Annotated in this window: 16 protein-coding genes and 1 pseudogene; 7 read left to right on the forward strand and 10 right to left on the reverse strand. The window is 72.9% G+C overall.

Going from position 1 to position 18,060, the window contains the following annotated elements; genetic code table 11:
- Positions 1-2: 2 nt before the first annotated feature.
- On the reverse strand, positions 3-2,546 hold the full coding sequence (locus WA640_RS11030; RefSeq protein ID WP_335987695.1) for a helix-turn-helix domain-containing protein: 2,544 nt from the start codon (positions 2,544-2,546) through the stop codon (positions 3-5).
- A gap of 151 nt (positions 2,547-2,697) precedes the next feature.
- On the opposite strand from WA640_RS11030, the gene WA640_RS11035 reads away from it, so the two are divergent.
- The 3 genes from WA640_RS11035 (at position 2,698) to WA640_RS11045 (ending at position 7,012) form a co-directional block, all read left to right on the forward strand.
- On the forward strand, positions 2,698-3,387 hold the full coding sequence (locus WA640_RS11035) for a response regulator transcription factor (protein WP_442904745.1): 690 nt from the start codon (positions 2,698-2,700) through the stop codon (positions 3,385-3,387).
- Between the two features lie 10 nt (positions 3,388-3,397).
- Entirely contained in the window at positions 3,398-4,909 is a 1,512-nt protein-coding gene (locus WA640_RS11040) for a sensor histidine kinase (protein ID WP_335987697.1), read from the forward strand.
- Between the two features lie 87 nt (positions 4,910-4,996).
- The gene (locus WA640_RS11045) at positions 4,997-7,012 is read left to right on the forward strand and encodes a glycosyltransferase (RefSeq protein WP_335987698.1); all 2,016 of its coding nucleotides are present in this window, start codon (positions 4,997-4,999) and stop codon (positions 7,010-7,012) included.
- Between the two features lie 88 nt (positions 7,013-7,100).
- Here the strand turns inward: WA640_RS11045 and WA640_RS11050 are convergent, their stop codons facing one another.
- The gene (locus WA640_RS11050; RefSeq protein ID WP_335987699.1) at positions 7,101-7,814 is read right to left on the reverse strand and encodes a MarR family winged helix-turn-helix transcriptional regulator; all 714 of its coding nucleotides are present in this window, start codon (positions 7,812-7,814) and stop codon (positions 7,101-7,103) included.
- Between the two features lie 152 nt (positions 7,815-7,966).
- Here WA640_RS11050 and WA640_RS11055 point away from each other — a divergent pair, with 152 nt between their 5' ends.
- On the forward strand, positions 7,967-8,755 hold the full coding sequence (locus WA640_RS11055) for a class I SAM-dependent methyltransferase (protein WP_335987700.1): 789 nt from the start codon (positions 7,967-7,969) through the stop codon (positions 8,753-8,755).
- A 265-nt stretch (positions 8,756-9,020) separates the two neighbouring features.
- Here WA640_RS11055 and WA640_RS11060 read toward each other — a convergent pair whose 3' ends face one another.
- Positions 9,021-9,281, reverse strand: coding sequence for a hypothetical protein (locus WA640_RS11060; protein WP_106363727.1), 261 nt, complete (start codon positions 9,279-9,281; stop codon positions 9,021-9,023).
- 176 nt (positions 9,282-9,457) lie between these two features.
- Between WA640_RS11060 and WA640_RS11065 the strand changes: the two genes are divergently transcribed.
- Positions 9,458-9,931, forward strand: coding sequence for a VOC family protein (locus WA640_RS11065; protein ID WP_335987701.1), 474 nt, complete (start codon positions 9,458-9,460; stop codon positions 9,929-9,931).
- A 93-nt stretch (positions 9,932-10,024) separates the two neighbouring features.
- Positions 10,025-10,660, forward strand: a complete 636-nt coding sequence (locus WA640_RS11070) for a histidine phosphatase family protein (RefSeq protein WP_335987702.1) — start codon at positions 10,025-10,027, stop codon at positions 10,658-10,660.
- Positions 10,661-10,816: 156 nt separating this feature from the next.
- Here the strand turns inward: WA640_RS11070 and WA640_RS11075 are convergent.
- Positions 10,817-11,164: pseudogene (locus WA640_RS11075) on the reverse strand (ATP-dependent DNA ligase); the annotation flags it as partial.
- 97 nt (positions 11,165-11,261) lie between these two features.
- Here WA640_RS11075 and ku point away from each other — a divergent pair.
- A complete protein-coding gene (ku, locus tag WA640_RS11080; RefSeq protein ID WP_335987703.1) occupies positions 11,262-12,149 on the forward strand; it encodes a non-homologous end joining protein Ku in 888 nt (295 codons plus the stop codon).
- Here ku and ligD (WA640_RS11085) read toward each other — a convergent pair.
- From ligD (WA640_RS11085) to WA640_RS11110, 6 genes are all read right to left on the reverse strand, one after another.
- On the reverse strand, positions 12,146-13,108 hold the full coding sequence (gene ligD / locus WA640_RS11085) for a non-homologous end-joining DNA ligase (RefSeq protein WP_335987704.1): 963 nt from the start codon (positions 13,106-13,108) through the stop codon (positions 12,146-12,148). The two genes, ku and ligD (WA640_RS11085), sit on opposite strands and share 4 nt — an antisense overlap.
- Positions 13,108-14,025 carry a non-homologous end-joining DNA ligase gene (gene ligD, locus WA640_RS11090; RefSeq protein ID WP_442904746.1) on the reverse strand — a complete coding sequence of 306 codons (918 nt, stop codon included), beginning with the start codon at positions 14,023-14,025 and terminating at the stop codon, positions 13,108-13,110. The genes ligD (WA640_RS11085) and ligD (WA640_RS11090) overlap by 1 nt, the downstream gene beginning before the upstream one ends.
- 96 nt (positions 14,026-14,121) lie before the next feature.
- Complete coding sequence (locus WA640_RS11095) at positions 14,122-14,700, reverse strand: dihydrofolate reductase family protein (RefSeq protein ID WP_335987706.1); 579 nt, start codon at positions 14,698-14,700, stop codon at positions 14,122-14,124.
- A gap of 73 nt (positions 14,701-14,773) precedes the next feature.
- Positions 14,774-15,337: a dihydrofolate reductase family protein gene (locus WA640_RS11100; protein ID WP_181245734.1), complete on the reverse strand. Its 564-nt coding sequence runs from the start codon at positions 15,335-15,337 to the stop codon at positions 14,774-14,776.
- A gap of 37 nt (positions 15,338-15,374) precedes the next feature.
- Entirely contained in the window at positions 15,375-16,409 is a 1,035-nt protein-coding gene (locus WA640_RS11105) for a LacI family DNA-binding transcriptional regulator (RefSeq protein ID WP_335987707.1), read from the reverse strand.
- A 14-nt stretch (positions 16,410-16,423) separates the two neighbouring features.
- Positions 16,424-17,983: an FAD-dependent oxidoreductase gene (locus WA640_RS11110; protein WP_335987708.1), complete on the reverse strand. Its 1,560-nt coding sequence runs from the start codon at positions 17,981-17,983 to the stop codon at positions 16,424-16,426.
- Positions 17,984-18,060: the final 77 nt, after the last annotated feature.

Below are 18,060 nucleotides of genomic sequence, written 5' to 3' on the forward strand. Positions count from 1 at the left end.
CGTTACAAGGCGTCGCATTCGGCGAGGATGCCGAGGGAGACGGCCTCGCCGGGGCCGTGCCCGGTCTCGCGGTGGATCAGCAGGGCCTCGCGGGCCCGCGCGGCGGCCGCGGCGGGCCGCCCCGCCTCCAGGTCGACCGCGGCGAGCACGTTGAGCGCGCGCCCTTCGAGGAACCGGTAGCCCGCGTCCCGCGCGGTCCGCAGCGCCTCCCCGGCGGCCTCCGCGGCACCGGGGTCGCCGTTGCGGAGCATCGCGGACGCCCTGCCCGCCATGGCCTCCACGCGGTGGAACACCGTGGCGTCGTGCTCGGTCATGGCGAGCACGCGGTCGTACAGTTCGACCGCTTCGGCTGAGTCGCCCGCGGCGTCGCACGCCTCCGCAAGGGTGACCGTCCCCGCGGCCCAGACCCGGTGGTCGGCCTCGTCGGTCCGGTCCGCGACCACGTGCGCCGCCAGCTCCCGGGCCTCGTCGATCCTCCCCGCGGCGAGGAGGAGCCTGGCGCGCACGCCGGGCAGGTCGCTGGTCCGGTCGATGGTGGCGGCCCGGTGGAGGATCGCGGTCCCCTCCTCCAAGCGGGCGTTCGCGACGTCGAGCCGTCCGCGGAAGCCCTCGACCTCGGCGAGGTGGGCCAGCAGGATCACGCTGATCGGGTCGTTCCCCGCTGCGGTGGTGAGTTTCAGGGCCTGTTCGAGGAAGTCGACGCCGGTGGCGAGGTCGCCCAGGAGGGAGTGGAACAGGCCCAGCATGTTCAGGTTGGTGGACTCGGCGCGGGTCTCGCCGATCTCGCGGAAGGCGTGCAGTGCGGCGTAGGCGTGCTCCAGCCCTTCCCGCATACGGCCCTGGCGGTAGCAGGCCACCGACAGGTTGCCCTCGGCCGCGGCCACGCCCGCGGGCCAGTCCGCCTGCCGCGCAAGAGCGGCGGCGTCGCGCAGGTGCCCGATGGCCTCGGCGTGCCGGTTCGAGCGCATGAGCCCGCAGCCCAGCGCCATCGCCGCGGCGGCCCCGCCGAGCGGGTCGCCCGCCGCCGCGGCCGCGTCCACGGCGGCCCGGCCGAGACGCATGCCGTCGGCCCCGAGCATGTTCAGCCACGTGTACCCGCGCAGCACGTCGGCCATGAGCCACGCGAACGGCGACCGCCCTTGCACTGCGGCGAATTCGGCGGCGGCGCAGAGGCTCTCCAGCTCCGCCGCGAGCCACTGCGCCGGGTCCCGGGGCGCGGGCCGCTCGTGCAGTGCCGGAGGCAGTGTCAGGCCGATCATGGCCGGGTAGAGAGCCGCACGGCAGGCGCCCGCGCTCTGGAGGTACCAGTCGAGGAGGCGGTCCAGGGCCGCGTCGCGCTCCGGTTGCGGCGCTTCGGTGTCGAGGAGTTCGGCGGCGTAGAGGCGGATGAGGTCGTGCAGGCGGAAGCGGCCGCGGCCGTCGGGCTCGACCAGGTGGCCTTCGACGAGCGAGCGGAACGCCTTCGCCGCCGCGGGGCCGCCGTGCAGCGCGGCGGCCGCATCGGGCCCGAAATCGGGTCCGGGGATGAGGCTCAGCAGCCGGAACAGCCGCGCCGCTTCGGGATCGAGCGCCCGGTACGACCAGGAGAACACCGCGCGCAGGTCCACCGAGTCCTCGTCCACCGCGAGCGCGTCGAGGCGCGAGCGCTCCAGCTCGTCCGCGACGGCCCCCAGCGTCAGGCCCGGCGCCGCCGCGGCCCTGGCGCCGGTGATAGCGAGCGCCAGCGGCAGGCCGGTGCACAGGTCCGCGATCCGCTGCGCCGCTTCGGGTTCGGCGGCGACCCTCGCGGCCCCGAGCTGCCGTTCGAGCAGCTCGGCCGCCTCGTCGGCGTCGAACGCCTCGACCTCGACGACCGCGGCCCCGTGCGAGGCGGCGAGCCCGACGAGCCTGCGGCGGCTGACGACCACCGTGCGGACCTGCGCGGGGTCGGGCAGGAGCGGGCGCACCTGGGCGGCGTCCCGCGCGTTGTCGAGGATGAGGAGCCGCCGCCCGGCGCCCATGACGCTGCGGTACAACGCGATCTGCGCCTCCGGGTCGGACGGGAGCCGCCGCTGCTCCACGCCCAGCGAGGCGAGCAGGTGGCGGACGGCCTCGTCCGGTGCCATCGCGGTCCCGTCGGGGCCGAAGCCGCGCAGGTCGATGTAGAGGCGCCCGCCTGGGAACCGTTCGGCGGCCCCGTGTCCCCAGTGGAGCGCGAGCATGGTCTTGCCGACGCCGCCGACCCCGGTGAGGACGACGAGCGGCGGCGCCGCGTCGAGGGCCGCGAGCGCCGCGGTCCGGCCGGTGAACACGGCCGTCGCGGACGGGAGGGTCACCGGCGCCGGGGCCGCGGCCGCCGCGGGCTCCCCGTTCAGCTCGGCCAGGCCCGCCTCGTCGAGGCCCAGCGCGTCGGCGATGAGCCGCAGCGTCTTCGGCTGCGGCCGCACCCGCCCCGACTCGATGTCCCGGACCGTGCGCGTGCCGACGCCCGCCTTCAGCGCCAGCTCCTCCTGCGACATCATCGCCCGCAGGCGCAGCGGCCGGAGATTGACGTGGGCTTCGGGCATGCGGCAATGATAGGCCGCCGCAGCCTGCGGTCCGCCCTCGTTCCGCCCCGCGGACGGGTGGCCCGCCCGCCATAGAATCCTTCGCAATCTGTTGGCCGCCGCTTCACGCCAGCGCTCGGTGAGCGGGGGAGCATCGGTGCCGGAGGTGGGAATGCTGCTCGTGATCGCCGACGACGAGGACGCCGTGTGCGACTCGCTGTCGCGGACCTTCCGCTTCGAGGGCTACGCGGTCCGCACCGCGAAGGACGGCCGCGCGGCGCTCGACGCCATCCGCGAGCACCGCCCCGACGGCGTCGTCCTCGACGTGACCATGCCCGTCCTCGACGGCCTGGAGGCGTGCCGGATGCTCCGCGCCGAAGGGAACCTCGTGCCGGTCCTCATGCTCACCGCGCGCGACGACGTCAACGCCCGGGTCGCGGGCCTCGACTCCGGTGCGGACGACTACCTCGCCAAGCCGTTCGCCCTGCAGGAGCTCCTCGCGCGCGTGCGGGCCCTGGTGCGCCGCACCAGGTACGAGGCCCTCGCCGAGGAGCCCCCGGAGCACCGCTTCGACGACCTCACGCTCAACCCCGTCACCCGCGAGGTCGCCCGCGCGGGCCGCCAGGTGCGGCTCACCCGCACCGAGTTCGCGATCCTCGAACTGTTCATGCGCCACCCGCGGCAGGTGCTCACCAGGTCCGTCCTGTTCGAGCAGGTCTGGGGTTTCGACCACGGCGGCGGCTCCAACAGCCTCGACGTCTACCTGGGCTACCTCCGCAAGAAGCTGGAGGCCGAAGGCGGACGGCGCCTCCTGCACACCGTGCGCGGCGTCGGGTACGTGCTGCGCGAAGAAGCACTGTGAGGAAGACGCGATGAGGCTCCGGCCGCGGCGCCGCCCGGGCCGACTCAGCATGCACGCGCGGGTCGCCCTGCTCACCGCGATCGGCGTCATGTTCGCCGTCGCCGTCGTGTCCCTCTCGGGCTGGTACATGATGCGCAAGCGCATGTACGAGAACCTCGACGCGCAGCTCCAGAGCGACGCCCAGACCGCCGCGCAGGCCGAGACCCCCGACGACGCCCTGCACGACATGTACGCCGCCGACCTGCCCGCGAGCGACTGGCGCGACGAGATGGACGACCTGCCCGCCGAGGCCCAGCGACTCCTCGACGCCGACGGCCCGCCGCCGCCGATAATCGTCCGCTTCCTCGACGCCGACGGCGTCCCCGTCTCCAGCACCGAGGGCGCCGAGTGGCTCGGCAGCGCGCACCCGCTCCCGATCCTCCTGTCGGACAACGTGGTCACCGTGGAACTCGCCGACGCCGGGCCGGGGGACCTGCGGTTCTACCGCGTCGCCACGGTCGCTGCCGACGACGGCGCCGTGCAGGTCGCGCGCCTGGTCACCGGCATCGAAGGCGTCCTCGAAGACCTCCTGTTCCTCGTCGCCTACGTCGGTTTCCTCGGCGCGCTCCTGTCCGGCGTCGTCGGCTGGGGCGTCGCCCGCACCGGCCTGCGCCCCCTCCACCGGCTCACCGGCGCCGTCGAGGACGTCGCCCGCACCCAGGACCTCCACTCCGTCATCACCGTCGACGGCCAGGACGAGATCGCAAGGCTCGCAACGGCCTTCAACCGCATGATGACCGCGCTCAACACCGCGAAGGCCGCGCAGCAGCAGCTCGTGCAGGACGCCGGGCACGAGCTGCGCACCCCGCTCACCAGCCTGCGCAACAACGTCGAACTCCTCACCTACGCCGAGACGCAGGCCGAGTCCGGCCGCACCCTCGCCGCCGAGGACCGCGCCCGCCTCCTGCGCGACCTCGGCACCCAGGCCGAAGAACTCACTGCGCTCACCGCCGAACTCGTCGAACTCGCCATGGAGAACACCGACCCCGAACCGCTCGTGCCCCTCGACCTCGCCGACGTCGTCCACGGCGCCGTCACCCGCGCCCGCGCCCGCTGGCCCGGCATCGTCTTCGCCGTCACCATCGCGCACGCGGTCATGGACGGCCAGCCCGGCGGCCTCGCCCGCATGGTCCTCAACCTCCTCGACAACGCCGCGAAATGGAGCCCCCAGGGCGGCGTCGTCGAAGTGCGCCTCCGCATCTCGCCGAGCGGCGGCCGCGCCGTGCTCACCGTCGCCGACGAGGGCCCCGGCATCGGCGAACCCGACCGGCCCAAGGTCTTCGAGCGCTTCTACCGCGCCGCCGAGGCCCGGTCCATGCCCGGCTCCGGCCTCGGGCTCGCAATCGTCGCGCAGGTCGTCGCCACCCACGGCGGCGACGCCGAAGCGGGCGCGTCCCCTTCCGGCGGCGCGGAACTGCGCGTGAGCCTCCCGGTCAGCGGGCGCCAGCGCCAGTTCTTAGGGAAACCGGCGACCGCCTCTTAAGAAGTTTTCATCCGCGGACACGACAGTCGGATCACGGGTCGCCGACCCGCGCGCCCGCCGCCCAGCGCCGTGATCCGAAAGGACCCCATGCTGATCCTGGCCATCGTTCTCGCCGCCGCCGGAGCCGCCTGCATGGCCGGCGCCGCCCACCTCCAGCACGGCGCCGTCCACCGGTCCGCCGCCGGCCCGGTCCTGCGCCTGTCCGCGCTCCGCACCATCCTGCGCACCCCCGAGTGGTACGCCGGGAACGGCCTCGTCGTCCTCGGCGCCGGACTCCACATCACCGCCCTGACGCTCGCCCCGATCACCGTCGTGCAGCCGATCGGCATGCTCGCCCTCGTGCTCACCGTCGCCTTCTCCGGCACCGCCCTCACCCGCGCCGTCGCCGCCGCGCTGGCGATGAGCGTGGTCGGCGTCGTCGGCATGACCGCCTTGTCCGCCACGGGAACCGGCGCGGCCGTCCCCGCCCCCGACATCGTCGCAGCACAGTGGACGCTGCTCGCCGCGGCCGCCGCCGCACTCGCCGCCCGCTTCGCCACCGGCACGGGCCGCGCGCTGCTCCTCGCCGTCGCCGCGGCCGTCCTCTTCGGATTCACCTCCGCGCTCGTCCGCGCGGCCGCCGTCGCGCCCATCGCCCCGGAACTGCTCGCCGCGGTCCTCGCCGAAGCGGCCGTCGCCGCGCTGGCCGGGGCGTGGCTGCTGCACAAGGCCTATGCGGCCGGGCCCGCGGCGACGACCGCCGTGGGCGCCACCACGATCGTCGACCCGCTCGTCGCGGTCCTCATCGGCGGCCTCGCGTTCGCCGAGACCTCCGGCGCCGTGCTCGCCGTGATGGCCGCGCCCGCCGTCCTCGCCGTCGCCGGTCTCGTGGTCCTCGCCCGCGCCCTCCCCGCGCGCACCGCGCCCCAGGCTCCGCGACGTGAAGGGCCGCTGCGCATCGCGATCACCGCCGACACGTACTGGCCCGACGTCAACGGCGCGGCCAACTTCGCGCACCGCCTCGCGACCGGCCTCGCCTCGCGCGGCCACGACGTCCACGTCATCTGCCCCTCGACCAGGAACGAGCCCTTCACGGAGACCGTCGGCGGCGTCACGGTCCACCGGATCGCCTCGGTCCGCACCCCGTTCCACCCGACGTTCCGGTTCTGCCCGCCTTGGCGCGCAGCGAAAGCCGTGCCCGCTCTGCTCGCCGCGATCGAACCCGACCTCGTCCACACCCAGGCGCACTTCCTGATCGGCCGCAGCGCCGTCCGGGCGGCGGTGGCCGCGGGCACGCCCCTGGTCGCCACCAACCACTTCATGCCCGAGAACCTCATGGGCTTCGGGCCCGCGCCGCGCTGGACGCACCGCCTCATCGCGGCCGCCGCCTGGCGCGACCTCGCCCGCGTCTACGACCGGGCCACGGTCTGCACCACGCCGACGCCGCGCGCGGCGGAGCTGCTGGAGCGCAACGGACTCGACCGGCCCGTCATCGCGATCTCCTGCGGCATCGACCGCGGGCGCTACGCCGGGTCCACCGGGCCCGCCGCCGCGCCGACCGTGCTGTTCACGGGCCGCCTGGAAGCGGAGAAGAACGTCGACGAGCTGCTGACGGCCGCCGCGTCCCTCCCCGACGACGTGCGGATCGAACTCGTCGGCGACGGCAGCGCCCGCCCGCGCCTGGAGCGGCAGGCCGCCGACCTCGGCATCGCCGACCGGGTCGTCTTCCACGGCTTCATCACCGATGACGAAGTGGTGCAGGCGTATCAGCGCGCGCACGTGTTCTGCATGCCGGGGACGGCCGAGCTCCAGAGCATCGCGACCATGGAGGCGATGGCCGCGGGCAAACCGGTCGTCGCCGCCGACGCGATGGCCCTCCCGCACCTGGTGCGCCCGGGGCGCAACGGCTGGCTCTACCCGCCCGGCGACACCGCCGAGCTGGCACTGCGCCTCGGCGCGATCCTCGCCGACGAGGCGGTCCGCACCGCCATGGGCAAGGCGAGCCTCGACCTCATTGCCTCCCACGACCTCGACGCCACGTTGGACGAGTACGAGCGCGTCTACCGCGACATCGCGAACGTCCCGGTCCCGGCCCCCGAGCCGGTCGCGGTCTCGGTCGCATAGCGCCGCAACGCGAAAGGGCTCCGCGGTGGTCCGCGGAGCCCTCAATGCTCCATTCGGCGGCGGGGGAGGACCCGCGCGCCGGGTCCGGTCACCAGTCCCATCGCTCACCGCGCGGGGAGCGGCCCCGGCCGCCCTCGCGTCCGTGTCCGCGCTCGCCGCCGCGCCCGCGTCCGCGGCCGCCGCGGTGCCCCGGGCCGTCGAAGCCCGGCCCGAACCCGCGCCCGAACCCGGGTCCGCCGCGGCTCTCGAATTCGAACGCGATCTGCTTGAACTTGCGCATGCGCGCGTCGGCGGCCCCGGTCAACTGCGACTCCTTCGCCTCGATGACGCGGTCGAGGAGCCCGGCCAGCTGGTCCTGCTCCTCGTCGCTGAGCACGCTGAACGGGTCGTCGCTGGGGGTCTCCTCGCGCTGCTCGGCGGCGCTGCGCCCGGCGTCGGTCAGGTCGACCATGCTGGTGCGGCGGTCCTCCGGGCTCGGCTCGCGCCGCACGAGGCCGGCCTCTTCGAGCTTGCCCAGCAGCTCGCCCAGCGACTGCGAGCGGATGCCCAGCAGGTAGGCGAGGTCCTTCTGCGCGATCGGCGACTGGAGCGAGAGCAGGTGGAGCACCCGCCCCTGGCCCTGGAAGGCGCCCGCCCGCGGGCGGTCCCCGCGGCGCAGGTGCGCGTCGCCGCGCCGCAGCAGCAGGAACAGGTACGAGAGGCGCCAGCCCAGGTTGCGGCCGGTCTCCTCGTCGTCCCAAGCGGTGTCATCGCCCGTGCGCTCGTCGCGCTCCGGGCCTCTCTGATCATGTTCGTCGTACATGAGTGGATTCCTTTCGATCGGACCTCCGGGATTTCCGAAGGTTCCTTCGTAGATCATAAGCGAAGGAACCTGCAAACAACAACAGGTACCTTCGATTATTTTGCAGGACCCTTCGTTCCCTGCGTCACGTCGCGCCGCCGTAGGCTGACCGGATGGAGCAGGACGAGCGCGCACGCCACCGTTCATCGTTCGGCGGTGCGGCCGCCGCCTACGCCGAGCACCGTCCGGACTACGCGAAGGCGGCCGTCCGCTGGGCCCTCGACGCCGCGCCCGGGCCGCGGGTCCTCGACCTCGGCGCCGGGACAGGCAAGCTGGCCGCGCTCCTCGCCGCTGCGGGCGTCGACGTGGTCGCCGTCGAGCCCGACGAGTCGATGCTCGCGCAGCTGCGGCACGACCTGCCCGAGGTTCGCGCCCTCCATGGCAGCGCCGAAGCGATCCCCTTGCCCGACGACTCGGTCGACGCCGTCCTCGCCGGGAACGCCATGCACTGGTTCGACATGGCCGCGGCCGGACCCGAGATCGCCCGGGTCCTCGCCCCCGGCGGCGTCCTCGCCGGGCTCTGGAACGTCCTCGACGACGGCATCGACTGGGTCGCCGGGCTCGCCCGGACCGCCGGGCCCGCCGTCGTCGGCCCCCGCGACACGCCCGCGAGCTGGCGTACCGAGACCGCCGACATGCACCTCCCCGCCACGGGCGCGCCCTCCTTCGGCTCACCCGAACGGGCGCACTTCCCGCACCACCAGCGCCGCACCGCCGACACCCTCGTCGCCACCCTCGCCACGCGCGCGGGCGTCCTCGTCATGCCCGACCGGGAGCGCCGCGACCTGCTCGACCGCCTCCGCACCTACCTCGAATCCCGCCCCGAGACCGCCCGCGGCGAGTTCACGCTCCCGATGCAGACCTGCGTCCTGCGGGCGAGGTCACTCAAGGCCCGGACTTGATTTAGACTCAATCCAAGGTAAGATCAAATCCAGTAAGGGACGCCGCCAGGCGTCCCGCTGCGACGCCGGGCGCGTCGCGGGTCCCTAGAAAGAAGCCGCCGGGGCCCGCGCACCGCCCGACCCGGCTCTGCCGCATCGGCCCCCCTGTCAAGGACCCGCCGATGGGAGCCGCAGCCGGACCGGGTTCACAGGGCTTTCCCGGGACGGCGAGACGAGGGCCCCATGCCGAACGGCATGGGGCCCTCGTCTGCGCTCGGGGCGCGCGTCAGATCGTGTTGGAGTACTGCTCGAACGTCTGGTTCGCCGCCAGGGCCAGGGTGACCGCCTCTTCGAGCTGCTCCTTCGCCTGCTGCCACTGGCCGAGGGCCTCGCCGGGGAGGGCGCTTGAGGTGTCCTGCGTGGCGGCGCTGCCCGCGCCGATCGCGGTCTCGATCTGGGTCTGCGCGGCGCCGATCTGGCCGATCGCCTCGTTCGCCTGCTCGATGGCGGACTGGATCTGCGCCTTGATCTCTGCGGTACTTGCCACGGGCGGTCCTCTTTCTGGAAGCAACATCGAGTCGCTACAACGGTAGCCGCGATGCGCGGCGCGCGGGCGCCGGCGGACGCTCGTTTCGTTCAAGACCGGCGCCTCGAAGATCGGTAGGTTCGGAATCGGCCGCTCCTCAAGGGAGGCGGCGGATCGATTCGGGAAGGACACCGATCATGAAGGACGTCACGACGTTCCTGTGGTTCGACGGCAAGGCGATGGACGCGGCCGAGCACTACACCTCGATCTTCGAGGACGGGAAGATCCTGGAGGTCACCGAGAACGGCTCGGCCGGTCCCGGCGAGCCCGGGTCGGTGCTCACCGTCGACTTCGAACTGGCCGGGCGGCGGTACATCGCGCTCAACGGCGGCTCGGGCAACGCGTTCAACACCTCGGTCTCGCTCATGGTCCACTGCGACACCGCCGAGGAGGTCGACTACTTCTGGGAGCGCCTCTCCGAAGGCGGCGAGAAAGGTCCCTGCGGCTGGCTCAAGGACAAGTTCGGCCTGTCCTGGCAGGTCACTCCCACCCTCATGTTCGAACTCCAGAAGGACCCGAACCAGGTCAAAGCCCAGGCCGTCGTCGCAGCGATGCTCCGCATGGGCAAACTCGACCCGGCAGAACTCCAAGCCGCCTTCGACGCCGCCTGACCGGCCCCTGGAAGTCCGGGGGTCGGGCGACGGGGGCGTCGAGTACGCTCCGCGGCGAAAGGCCTGGCCGACTCCCGGAAGGGGCACATGCAGATGCGCACGCTCTACGTCGTCACCCATCCGGAGGCGACCCATCATGTCGAGCGAGTTGTGGGCGGATGGCACGACTCGGCCCTGACAGCCCGCGGTGCCGCCGCCGCGCAGGCGATTGCCTCAGCGCTGCGGGCGGAGGTCCCCGACGGCGCCGAAGTGGAGTTGTGGTCCTCAGACCTGCAACGCACCGCGCAGACCGCCGAGGTGATCGGCGCGGCGTTCGGGGTGCGGCCGGTGTTCGACGGGCGGCTCCGGGAGAAGTCGTTCGGAGAGGCCGAGGGCAAACCGCAGGAATGGTTGGACGCCAGGCGGATCGCGCCTCCCGCAGTCGGCGACCGGATGGCCCACACCGGCGGGATCGCAGGGCTCGAACCGGATTCGGCCGTGGCGCAGCGGGTGTATGCGGCGGTGGACGAGATCGCCGATCGCCCGTGCGCGCATCAGATCGTCGTCACCCACGGGTACGCGCTGACGTTCGTCGTGGCCGCGTGGGTGCGGATGCCGGTCGCGTCATTGGGATACGCGGTGTTCAAGGCGGGCTCGGGGAGTATTACGACGCTCGTCGAGGACGACTTCTATCGGAGCCGTGCTGTGGTGCGGCTGGGCGAGGTGGGGCATCTCGGCTCGGTCGGGTGAGGGTCTGCGCAAGCGGATCCAGTCGGGGGAGCGGCCGCTCGTGTAGGGGCTGGCGAGGCGTTTGGCGATCGAGCCGCGGGGGTCGGCGGGCGGATCGGTGGTCCAGGGGCGGGTGCGCCAAGTGTCGGAGTCGAGGCCGAGGCCGTCGAGGGCGATGCGGCGGTAGATGTAGGGCTCGTGGCGGACGTCGACGGCGTTGAGGGCGAGGACGTCGAAGACGACCACGGTGGCAGGGAAGGCGTCGGCGAGACGGGCCGCGTCCTCGGGGGACGTGTATCGGCGGCGCATCCCGGCGGGGGAGAGGACCAGTTCGCCGTCGAGGACCGTGCCGTGGAAGTCGGTGATGCGCGCGAGTTCGGGGAAGCGGTCCGCGAGGTCGGTGCCGTAGCGGGTGAGCATGCGCCAGCGCCCGTCCGCGGCGCCGCAGACGACGCGCAGGCCGTCCTGCTCGCGCTCGTAGGACCAGCCGCCGCGGGAGGGCGGCGGGCCGGGGATAGGCAGCATCGGTGCGGGCAGGTCCACGTCCTGAGACTAGGACGGATATCGAAAGAACTCTCAGGTTTCACTCCTGCCGCATGCGCATCGGTGCGATCCTGGGTCCATGGCGATCTGGAGCGGGGCGATAGCGTTCGGGCTGGTCAGCATCCCGATCAAGGTCACTGCGGCCACCGGCAGCCACGACCTGGGCCTCCACCAGTACCACGCGGCCGACGAGGGCCGGATCCGCTATTTGAAGGTGTGCGAGATCGACGACGAGCCGGTGGACCCCGACGAGATCGTCAAGGGCTTCGAGACCCCCGACGACGAGGTGGTCCTCCTCGACGAGGACGACCTCAAGGACCTCCCGGTGAGCACGTCGAAGACCATCGAGGTCCTGGAGTTCGTGCCCGCCGAGCAGATCGACCCGATCTACTACGACAAGAGCTACTACCTCGAACCGGACAAGACCGGCGGCCGCCCCTACGTGCTCCTGCGCGAGGCCCTGATCCAGCAGGACCGGATCGCGGTCGTGAAGGTGACGCTGCGCCGCCGCGAGAGCCTGGCCGCGCTGCGCCCCCGCGGCGAGGCGCTGGTCATGCACACGATGATGTGGCCCGACGAGATCCGCAAGCCCCAGACGAGCGGCCTCGACGCGGAGGTGCGCGAACAGGAGCTGGAGATGGCCGGGACGCTCATCGACGCGATGGCCGCCGACTTCCACCCCGAGGGCTACACCGACGCCTACCAGGAGGCCCTCGCCGACCTCATCGAGGCGAAGCACGAGGGCCGCAGCGCCCCGAAGTCGAAGCGGGAGCGGCCGAAGGCCAAGGTCATCGACCTCATGGACGCGCTCCAGCAGTCCGTCGACCAGCGCAAGCGCCCCGCCAAGAAGACGGCGCGCAAGGCCGCGAAGAAGACGGCCAAGAAGAGCGCCAAGAAGACCGCCCGCAAGGCCCCGGCCAAGAAGGCCGCGAAGAAGGCCGCCGCATCGCGCCGCAAGAGCGCCTAGCGCGCGAGGCGCCGGCGCTTCGCCGCGCTCCTCGCGGCCCGCCGCGGGCCGATGAGCGCGTCGAGCTTCGCGCGGGCCGGGCCCGCCGGGGCCGCGTATTCGTCGATGTCCGCCCACGGGTCCGCCTTGCGCGCCAGGCGCCTGCGGATCGTGCGGATGGTGTGGCCGCCGGGGACGGCGCGGCCGAGCTCGCTCCAGTCGAGGGGCACGGCCACGCCCGCGCCGGGCCTGGCGCGCAGCGTGTACGGGGACGCGAAGGTCTGCGACCGGCCGTTGCGGTTGACGTCGAGGAAGATCCGGCCTGCGCGCTTCTCGATGCGGTGCTGCACGGTGAGCACTTCCGGGTCGGCGCGGGCGAGGTGCCCCGCAAGGTCGCCCGCGAGCTCGCGCACGAACCGGAAGTCCTCGCTGCGGTCCAGGGGCGCGACGACGTGGAAGCCGCGGCCCCCGGTGGTCTGGAGGAACGGCGTGAACCCGAGGTCGGCGACGAGGTCGCGGACGCGCCGCGCGACGTCCCGCAGCACCGCCACGGGCACGCCGTCCGGCGGGTCGAGGTCGACCACCATCCGGTCGGGGTAGTCGATCGCGTCGACGGTGCAGGGCCGGATGTGGAACTCGATCGCGCTGTGAGCCGCGAGGTAGACGAGCGTCGCCTCGTCGTCGCACACCACCGCGTCGGCCTGCGTCCCGTCGCGCTTGGGGACCGCCACGGTGCGCACCCAGTCGGGGAAGTAGTCCATGGCGTGCCGCTGGAAGAACCCCTCGGCGCCGATCCCGTCGGGGTGGCGCAGCAGCGTCAGCGCCCGCCCGGCGAGGTGGGGGAGCATCACGGGGGCGACGGCCCGGTAGTGGGCGAGGACGTCGGCCGCGGTGATCCCCTCGCCGGGGAACATCTCCTTGTCCGGGTGCGGGACCCTGATGGTGCGCCCGCCGACCTCGACGTGCTCCGGGCGGGCCATCAGGCGGTCTCCCTGACCACGTCCCGGGCGGGCTTGTCGGTGCGCTCGCCCTGGTAGCGCGGGTGGCGCAGCATCCCGTCGGCGGTCCACTCGGTGAACGCGACCTGGACGACCAGCTCGGGCCGGACCCAGTGGGCGCGCTCGCGGACCGGGTCCTTGAACGGGCTCTTCGGCTCGGCGAGCGCGTCCATGCGCTCGCGCAGGGCCCGGAGCGTGGCGTCGTCGTACCCGGTGCCCACCTTCCCGGCGTACCGCAGCGGGCCGCGCCCGTCGTGGTAGCCGACGAGGAGCGCCCCGAAGCCGGCGCGCGAGCCCTGCGGGTCGGTGAAGCCGCCGACGACGAACTCCTGGTCGCGCACGCATTTGAGTTTCAGCCAGTTCTTGGAGCGGCCGCTGCGGTACCGCGACGAGGCCCGTTTGGCGATGAGGCCCTCCCAGCCGCGGCCGCAGGCGTCCTCGAAGAGGGCCTCGCCGTCGGTGTTGCGGTGCGCGGAGTATCGCAGCGGGTCCTGGAACGTGAAGGCCCGGCGCAGGAGCCGCTTGCGGTCGCGCAGCGGCAGGCGCGTGACGTCCTCGCCCTCCACCGAGAGCAGGTCGAACAGGTAGTAGTGGACGCGGATGCCGGTGGCGGCGATCCGGGCGGGGTCGGTGAGGTGGATGCGGCCCTGGAGGCGCGCGAAGCTCGTCTGCGCGCCGTCGAAGGCGACGATCTCGCCGTCGGCGGTGAACCGCGGCCCGGCGAGGTCGGCGAGCGCGTCGGCGATCTCGGGGAACCCGTCCTCGATGGGCCGCCCGGTGCGTGACCACAGGCGCACCGCGCCGCCGTCGCGTTCGGCGATGGCCCGCATGCCGTCGAGCTTGCGTTCGAACACCCAGTCGGGACTGGAGAACCGGCGCTCGGTGAGCGTGGCGAGCATCGGCTCCCGGAACCCGGTCACGACTCGTTCCCCCGTGTCATGCCCGCTCAATACCCGGCCGGGGACCTCGGCAAACGCTCCCCGGCCCGGGCCCGGTCAGCCGTGGAGCGTGGGCTTGTAGACGAACTCCTGGATGCGGCCGTCGTACGTGCTCGTCTCGATGAGCTCCAGGTCGAAGTCCTCGGCGCCCGCGAAGATCGGGGCCGCGCCGGACCGGCCGGTGACGACCGGGAACAGCGTGATCTGGAGGCGGTCGACCAGGCCCGCGGCCAGGAGCGACCGGTTGAGCGCGAGGCTCCCGTGCGAGCGCAGCGGCACCTCCGAGCGCTCCTTGAGGCGGCGCACGACGTCGACGCCGTCGCCGCGCACCAGGGTCGCGTCGTGCCAGTCGAGCGGTGCTTCGAGCGTGTCGGAGACGACCGTGGCGGGGGCCTCGATCATCCGCGTGACCCACGGGTCGCGGACCTCGAAGTCCTCGTCGGCGTTGGCGAGCATGCCTTGGAAACTGCGGAAGGTGTTGCCTCCGAAGACCATCCGCTGGTCCTGCGAGTACTGGTCGAGGCGGTGGGCGAGGAACTCGGGGCCCTGCTTGCCCCAGTACCCGCGCCAGTCGCCGGTGGCGGCGCCGAAGCCGTCGAGGCTGGTGAAGACGTCGAAGGTGTACTCGGCGGTCATGTGGAACTCCTAGCGGTCGGTGCAGTCGTGTACCAGTGCAGACTGGCACCGCCGCCGGAATTCATCGGCCGTTTCAGGCCCTCGGGATGTCCTTGCCCGTGGGCCGGTACTCGGTGAGGACGATGCGGCCGTCGAGGACGCGGTGGTCGGTCAGCTCCAGGTCCGCGGCGGCGACCGCCGAGAACGTCGAGTCCCGTCCCGCGTCGCCCGCGAACAGCGGGAACGTGAGGATGCGGACCCGGTCGACGAGCCCGGCCGCCAGCAGCTGGTCGGCGAGCGACAGGCTGCCCCAGGTGCGGATCGGGTCGCCGTCCCCGGCCTTCATCGCCGCGATCCCCGAAGCGAGGTCGGTCTCGATGCGCGTGTTCGGCCACGGGATCTCGGTGAGCGTGGTCGTGAAGACGGTCTTGTCGAGCGCCATCGTCGACTCGTACGTGTCGCCCCAGGCCTCGGCCGGGAGCGACGCGAACGCCTCGTACGTGCGCCGCCCCATGACGACCCGCTGCGGCTTCGCGGTCTCCTCGTCGATCCAGGCCCCCAGGTCGGGCCCGTAGTACCCGAAGTAGCCGGGGAGCCCGTCGCTCCCGGCCCAGCCGTCGACCGAGACGAACAGGTCGACCGTGAGTGTGCTCGCCATGATGTACCTCCATCGGCTCCGCAGGCGTCCGTCCATCCTAGGGGCGGGGACCGACAGTGGCCTCCAACGAGTACGCGCAGGGGAGGAGGACCTGCCGGTCGTACTCTCCGGCCGGGTCGGTGAGCAGGGACGTCAGGAGGTGGACCGCGCGGCGGCCCATCTCGTGCCGGGGGACGCGCAGCGAGGCCCACTGGCGGGTTCCGACCTCGCCGACGGGGATGTCGACGAGGACCACGATCGACAGGTCCCGGGGGATCTCCAGGCCGCGGATGCTCGCCATGGCCGCGAGGACCCGCAGCAGGCTCACCGACTCCACGAGCAGCGCGGTGGCGCCGGAGGCGACCGCGGCGTCGAGCCACTGCGCCGTGAGGCCTTCGGGGTCGGTGAAGTGCGGCTCGGGGACGGGGAGCCCGAAGCGGCCCAATGCGGTCGCGAAGCCCTCCCAGCGGTCCACTTGAGGCTCGTGCCTGGAGGTCTCGCCGAGGTAGGCGAAGGACCGGTGGCCGACGCCCACGAGCTCGTCGACGATGCGGCCGGTCGCGGTGCGGTAGTCGCCGCCCACGTACGCGATCCCGTCGGCCACCTCGCGGTGCCCTATGTAGACGAACGGGTAGTGCTCGGCGGAGAGCCGGGCCAGGTCGTCGCGGTCGGCGTGGTGGCCGAGGAGGAGGCTCCCGGCGGCCTGCTGGAGCCCGTTCGCGCCGTCCTCGTAGATGCGGCGCACCCCGTCGTCGTGGCGCGCGGCGGTGAACAGCATGAGGTTGCAGCCCTCGGCGGCGGCCTGGTCCTCGATGCCGCGCATGAACTCGAAGTAGTAGTCGCCGGTGCTGGTGGGGAAGATCGGCTCGAAGGTGTGGACGCCGAGCAGCAGCGGCTGGGCCCGCGCGGCCGGGGCGCGCTGCGCCGAGGCGGGCACGTACTGGAGGCGCCGCGCGGTGCTGAGGACCCGCTTGCGGGTCTCCGCGGAGATCCGGCCGTTCTCGGCGGTCCCGTTGAGCACCATCGAGACCGTCGACTGCGAGACCCCCGCCTCCTTGGCGATGTCGGCCTGCCGTGACGTCCGCTTGGTCATCGTTCCATCCTCCTTCATCGATGCCCGTCCCCCGTGCCCAGAATCGCGCCGCCCGCGAGCAGGTCGCCGCGCAGCCGCCCGTAGTCCACGTCCTGGACGGCGGTCTTGTCGGCCGCCGCGAGTGCCGCCGCCGTCCCGGCCGCCTCGCCGAGCATCATGAACACCGGCTCCATGCGGACGGACGCGAACGCGACGTGCGACGCGGACACCGCCGACGCCACCAACAGGTTCTCGCACTCCCCACGCGCGGGCACGAGCGCCCGGTAGGGAACGCCGAACGGTGTCGACAGTGGATGCTGCACATTGCCCTCGTTCACGGGCTGCCCGTCGACGACGACGCGCTTGGCGTTGTGGGAGTCCATGACGTACGAGGCCAGGGCCACCGGGTCGGCGCAGCCGCGCCCGGCGGCGTCGTGCTGGGTGACGACCCGCTCGGCGACCATGCGGCGGGCTTCGCGCACGTACAGCTGGTGCGGCCAGTGCGACTGGGCCGCGAACTCCTGCGGCGCGAGCCCGAACAGGCGGGTGTCGGCCCGCACCCGCTCGGGCAGGCGCCGGTCGTTCGCGAGGAAGTGCAGCAGCCCGGCCTGGTAGCGCACGTGGTCCTGGTAGATCGCCTCGCGCTCTTCGTATCCGGCCTCGGGCCAGCGGTAGTTCGCTCCGATGTGGTCGGAGGAGACCGCGCCGTGGTTGTTCATGTCGTACACCTCGCCGCGCACGCGGGTGCAGCGCCCGTACAGCTCGTACACGCCCGCGTCGACGTAGCGGCGCAGCAGCTCGTACCGGCCGGGGTCGTACCCGTCGGGCTCGGGGAACGGGACGCGGTCGGCTCCCGTGGTGACGTGGAGCCGGAAGTTGTACGCCTGGAGCCGCCGGTCGCCGTCCCCGGTGGCGCCCATGGGGTCCGGGCTGATCCCCGGGAGCAGGCCGCTCTCGGGCCGTCCCGGCTCGACGTAGGGGTCGACGGGCCGCTGGAACTGGTGGTTCCAGCTGCGCTGCACGCCCGCCTGCGGCTCGCCGTACACCTCGGACGACTCGCGGCCGACGGTGTGCGAGACCCCGGCGCGGGCCATGAGGTCGCCCTCGTAGGAGGCGTCCACGAACACCCTTGCGGCGTAAGCGGAACCGTCGTCGGTGGTGATCGCCGCGATCCGCTGGCCGTCCATGACGACGCCGTCGAGGTGCCTGCGCCTCCGCAGCTGCACGCCCGAGTCGGCGAGCCACTCGGTGAGGATCGCCTCGGCCAGGCCCGCCTCGACGTCCCAGTGCGGGTCGGCGGCCCGGTAGCGGTGCGCCACGCGGCGGTAGAACTCGCGGGCGAGGCCGCCCACCGTGGCCGCGTCGCCCACGTCGGTGGTGCCGAGCCCGGAGGCGGTCATGCCGCCGACGTGGTCGCCGAAGGCGAGGAGCACCACGGACCGTCCCTTGCGGGCGGCCGCGATCGCGGCCGTGGCGCCGCCCGCGGTGGCGCCGTAGACGACGACGTCGGCGTCGAGCCGCTCGGGGGCGCCGATCGCGGGGAGGAGGTAGCGCACGCCGGGGAGGGCGGGCGCCGAAGTCATACGATCGTTCATCGCATCAGCATACAACGAATTCATATCAGCGCTATCGGCACGCATGTGCCACGCTTCCATGCGGGAAAAACTTCCGG

The sequence above is a fragment of the Glycomyces sp. MUSA5-2 genome (assembly GCF_037034145.1).
In the GTDB taxonomy this organism is placed as follows: Bacteria; Actinomycetota; Actinomycetes; order Mycobacteriales; family Micromonosporaceae; genus Glycomyces; species Glycomyces artemisiae.

Bases quoted from the DNA above. Each gene is read 5' to 3' on its own strand.
- WA640_RS11070 (WP_335987702.1), top strand. From the start codon at position 10,025: ATGCGCACGCTCTACGTCGTCACCCATCCGGAGGCGACCCATCATGTC.
- WA640_RS11045 (WP_335987698.1), top strand. From the start codon at position 4,997: ATGCTGATCCTGGCCATCGTTCTCGCCGCCGCCGGAGCCGCCTGCATG.
- WA640_RS11030 (WP_335987695.1), bottom strand. From the start codon at position 2,546: ATGCCCGAAGCCCACGTCAATCTCCGGCCGCTGCGCCTGCGGGCGATG.
- WA640_RS11095 (WP_335987706.1), bottom strand. From the start codon at position 14,700: ATGACCGCCGAGTACACCTTCGACGTCTTCACCAGCCTCGACGGCTTC.
- ligD (WP_442904746.1), bottom strand. From the start codon at position 14,025: ATGCTCGCCACGCTCACCGAGCGCCGGTTCTCCAGTCCCGACTGGGTG.
- ligD (WP_335987704.1), bottom strand. From the start codon at position 13,108: ATGGCCCGCCCGGAGCACGTCGAGGTCGGCGGGCGCACCATCAGGGTC.
- WA640_RS11050 (WP_335987699.1), bottom strand. From the start codon at position 7,814: ATGTACGACGAACATGATCAGAGAGGCCCGGAGCGCGACGAGCGCACG.
- WA640_RS11100 (WP_181245734.1), bottom strand. From the start codon at position 15,337: ATGGCGAGCACACTCACGGTCGACCTGTTCGTCTCGGTCGACGGCTGG.
- WA640_RS11105 (WP_335987707.1), bottom strand. From the start codon at position 16,409: ATGACCAAGCGGACGTCACGGCAGGCCGACATCGCCAAGGAGGCGGGG.
- WA640_RS11040 (WP_335987697.1), top strand. From the start codon at position 3,398: ATGAGGCTCCGGCCGCGGCGCCGCCCGGGCCGACTCAGCATGCACGCG.
- WA640_RS11035 (WP_442904745.1), top strand. From the start codon at position 2,698: ATGCTGCTCGTGATCGCCGACGACGAGGACGCCGTGTGCGACTCGCTG.
- WA640_RS11110 (WP_335987708.1), bottom strand. From the start codon at position 17,983: ATGAACGATCGTATGACTTCGGCGCCCGCCCTCCCCGGCGTGCGCTAC.
- WA640_RS11065 (WP_335987701.1), top strand. From the start codon at position 9,458: ATGAAGGACGTCACGACGTTCCTGTGGTTCGACGGCAAGGCGATGGAC.
- WA640_RS11055 (WP_335987700.1), top strand. From the start codon at position 7,967: ATGGAGCAGGACGAGCGCGCACGCCACCGTTCATCGTTCGGCGGTGCG.
- ku (WP_335987703.1), top strand. From the start codon at position 11,262: ATGGCGATCTGGAGCGGGGCGATAGCGTTCGGGCTGGTCAGCATCCCG.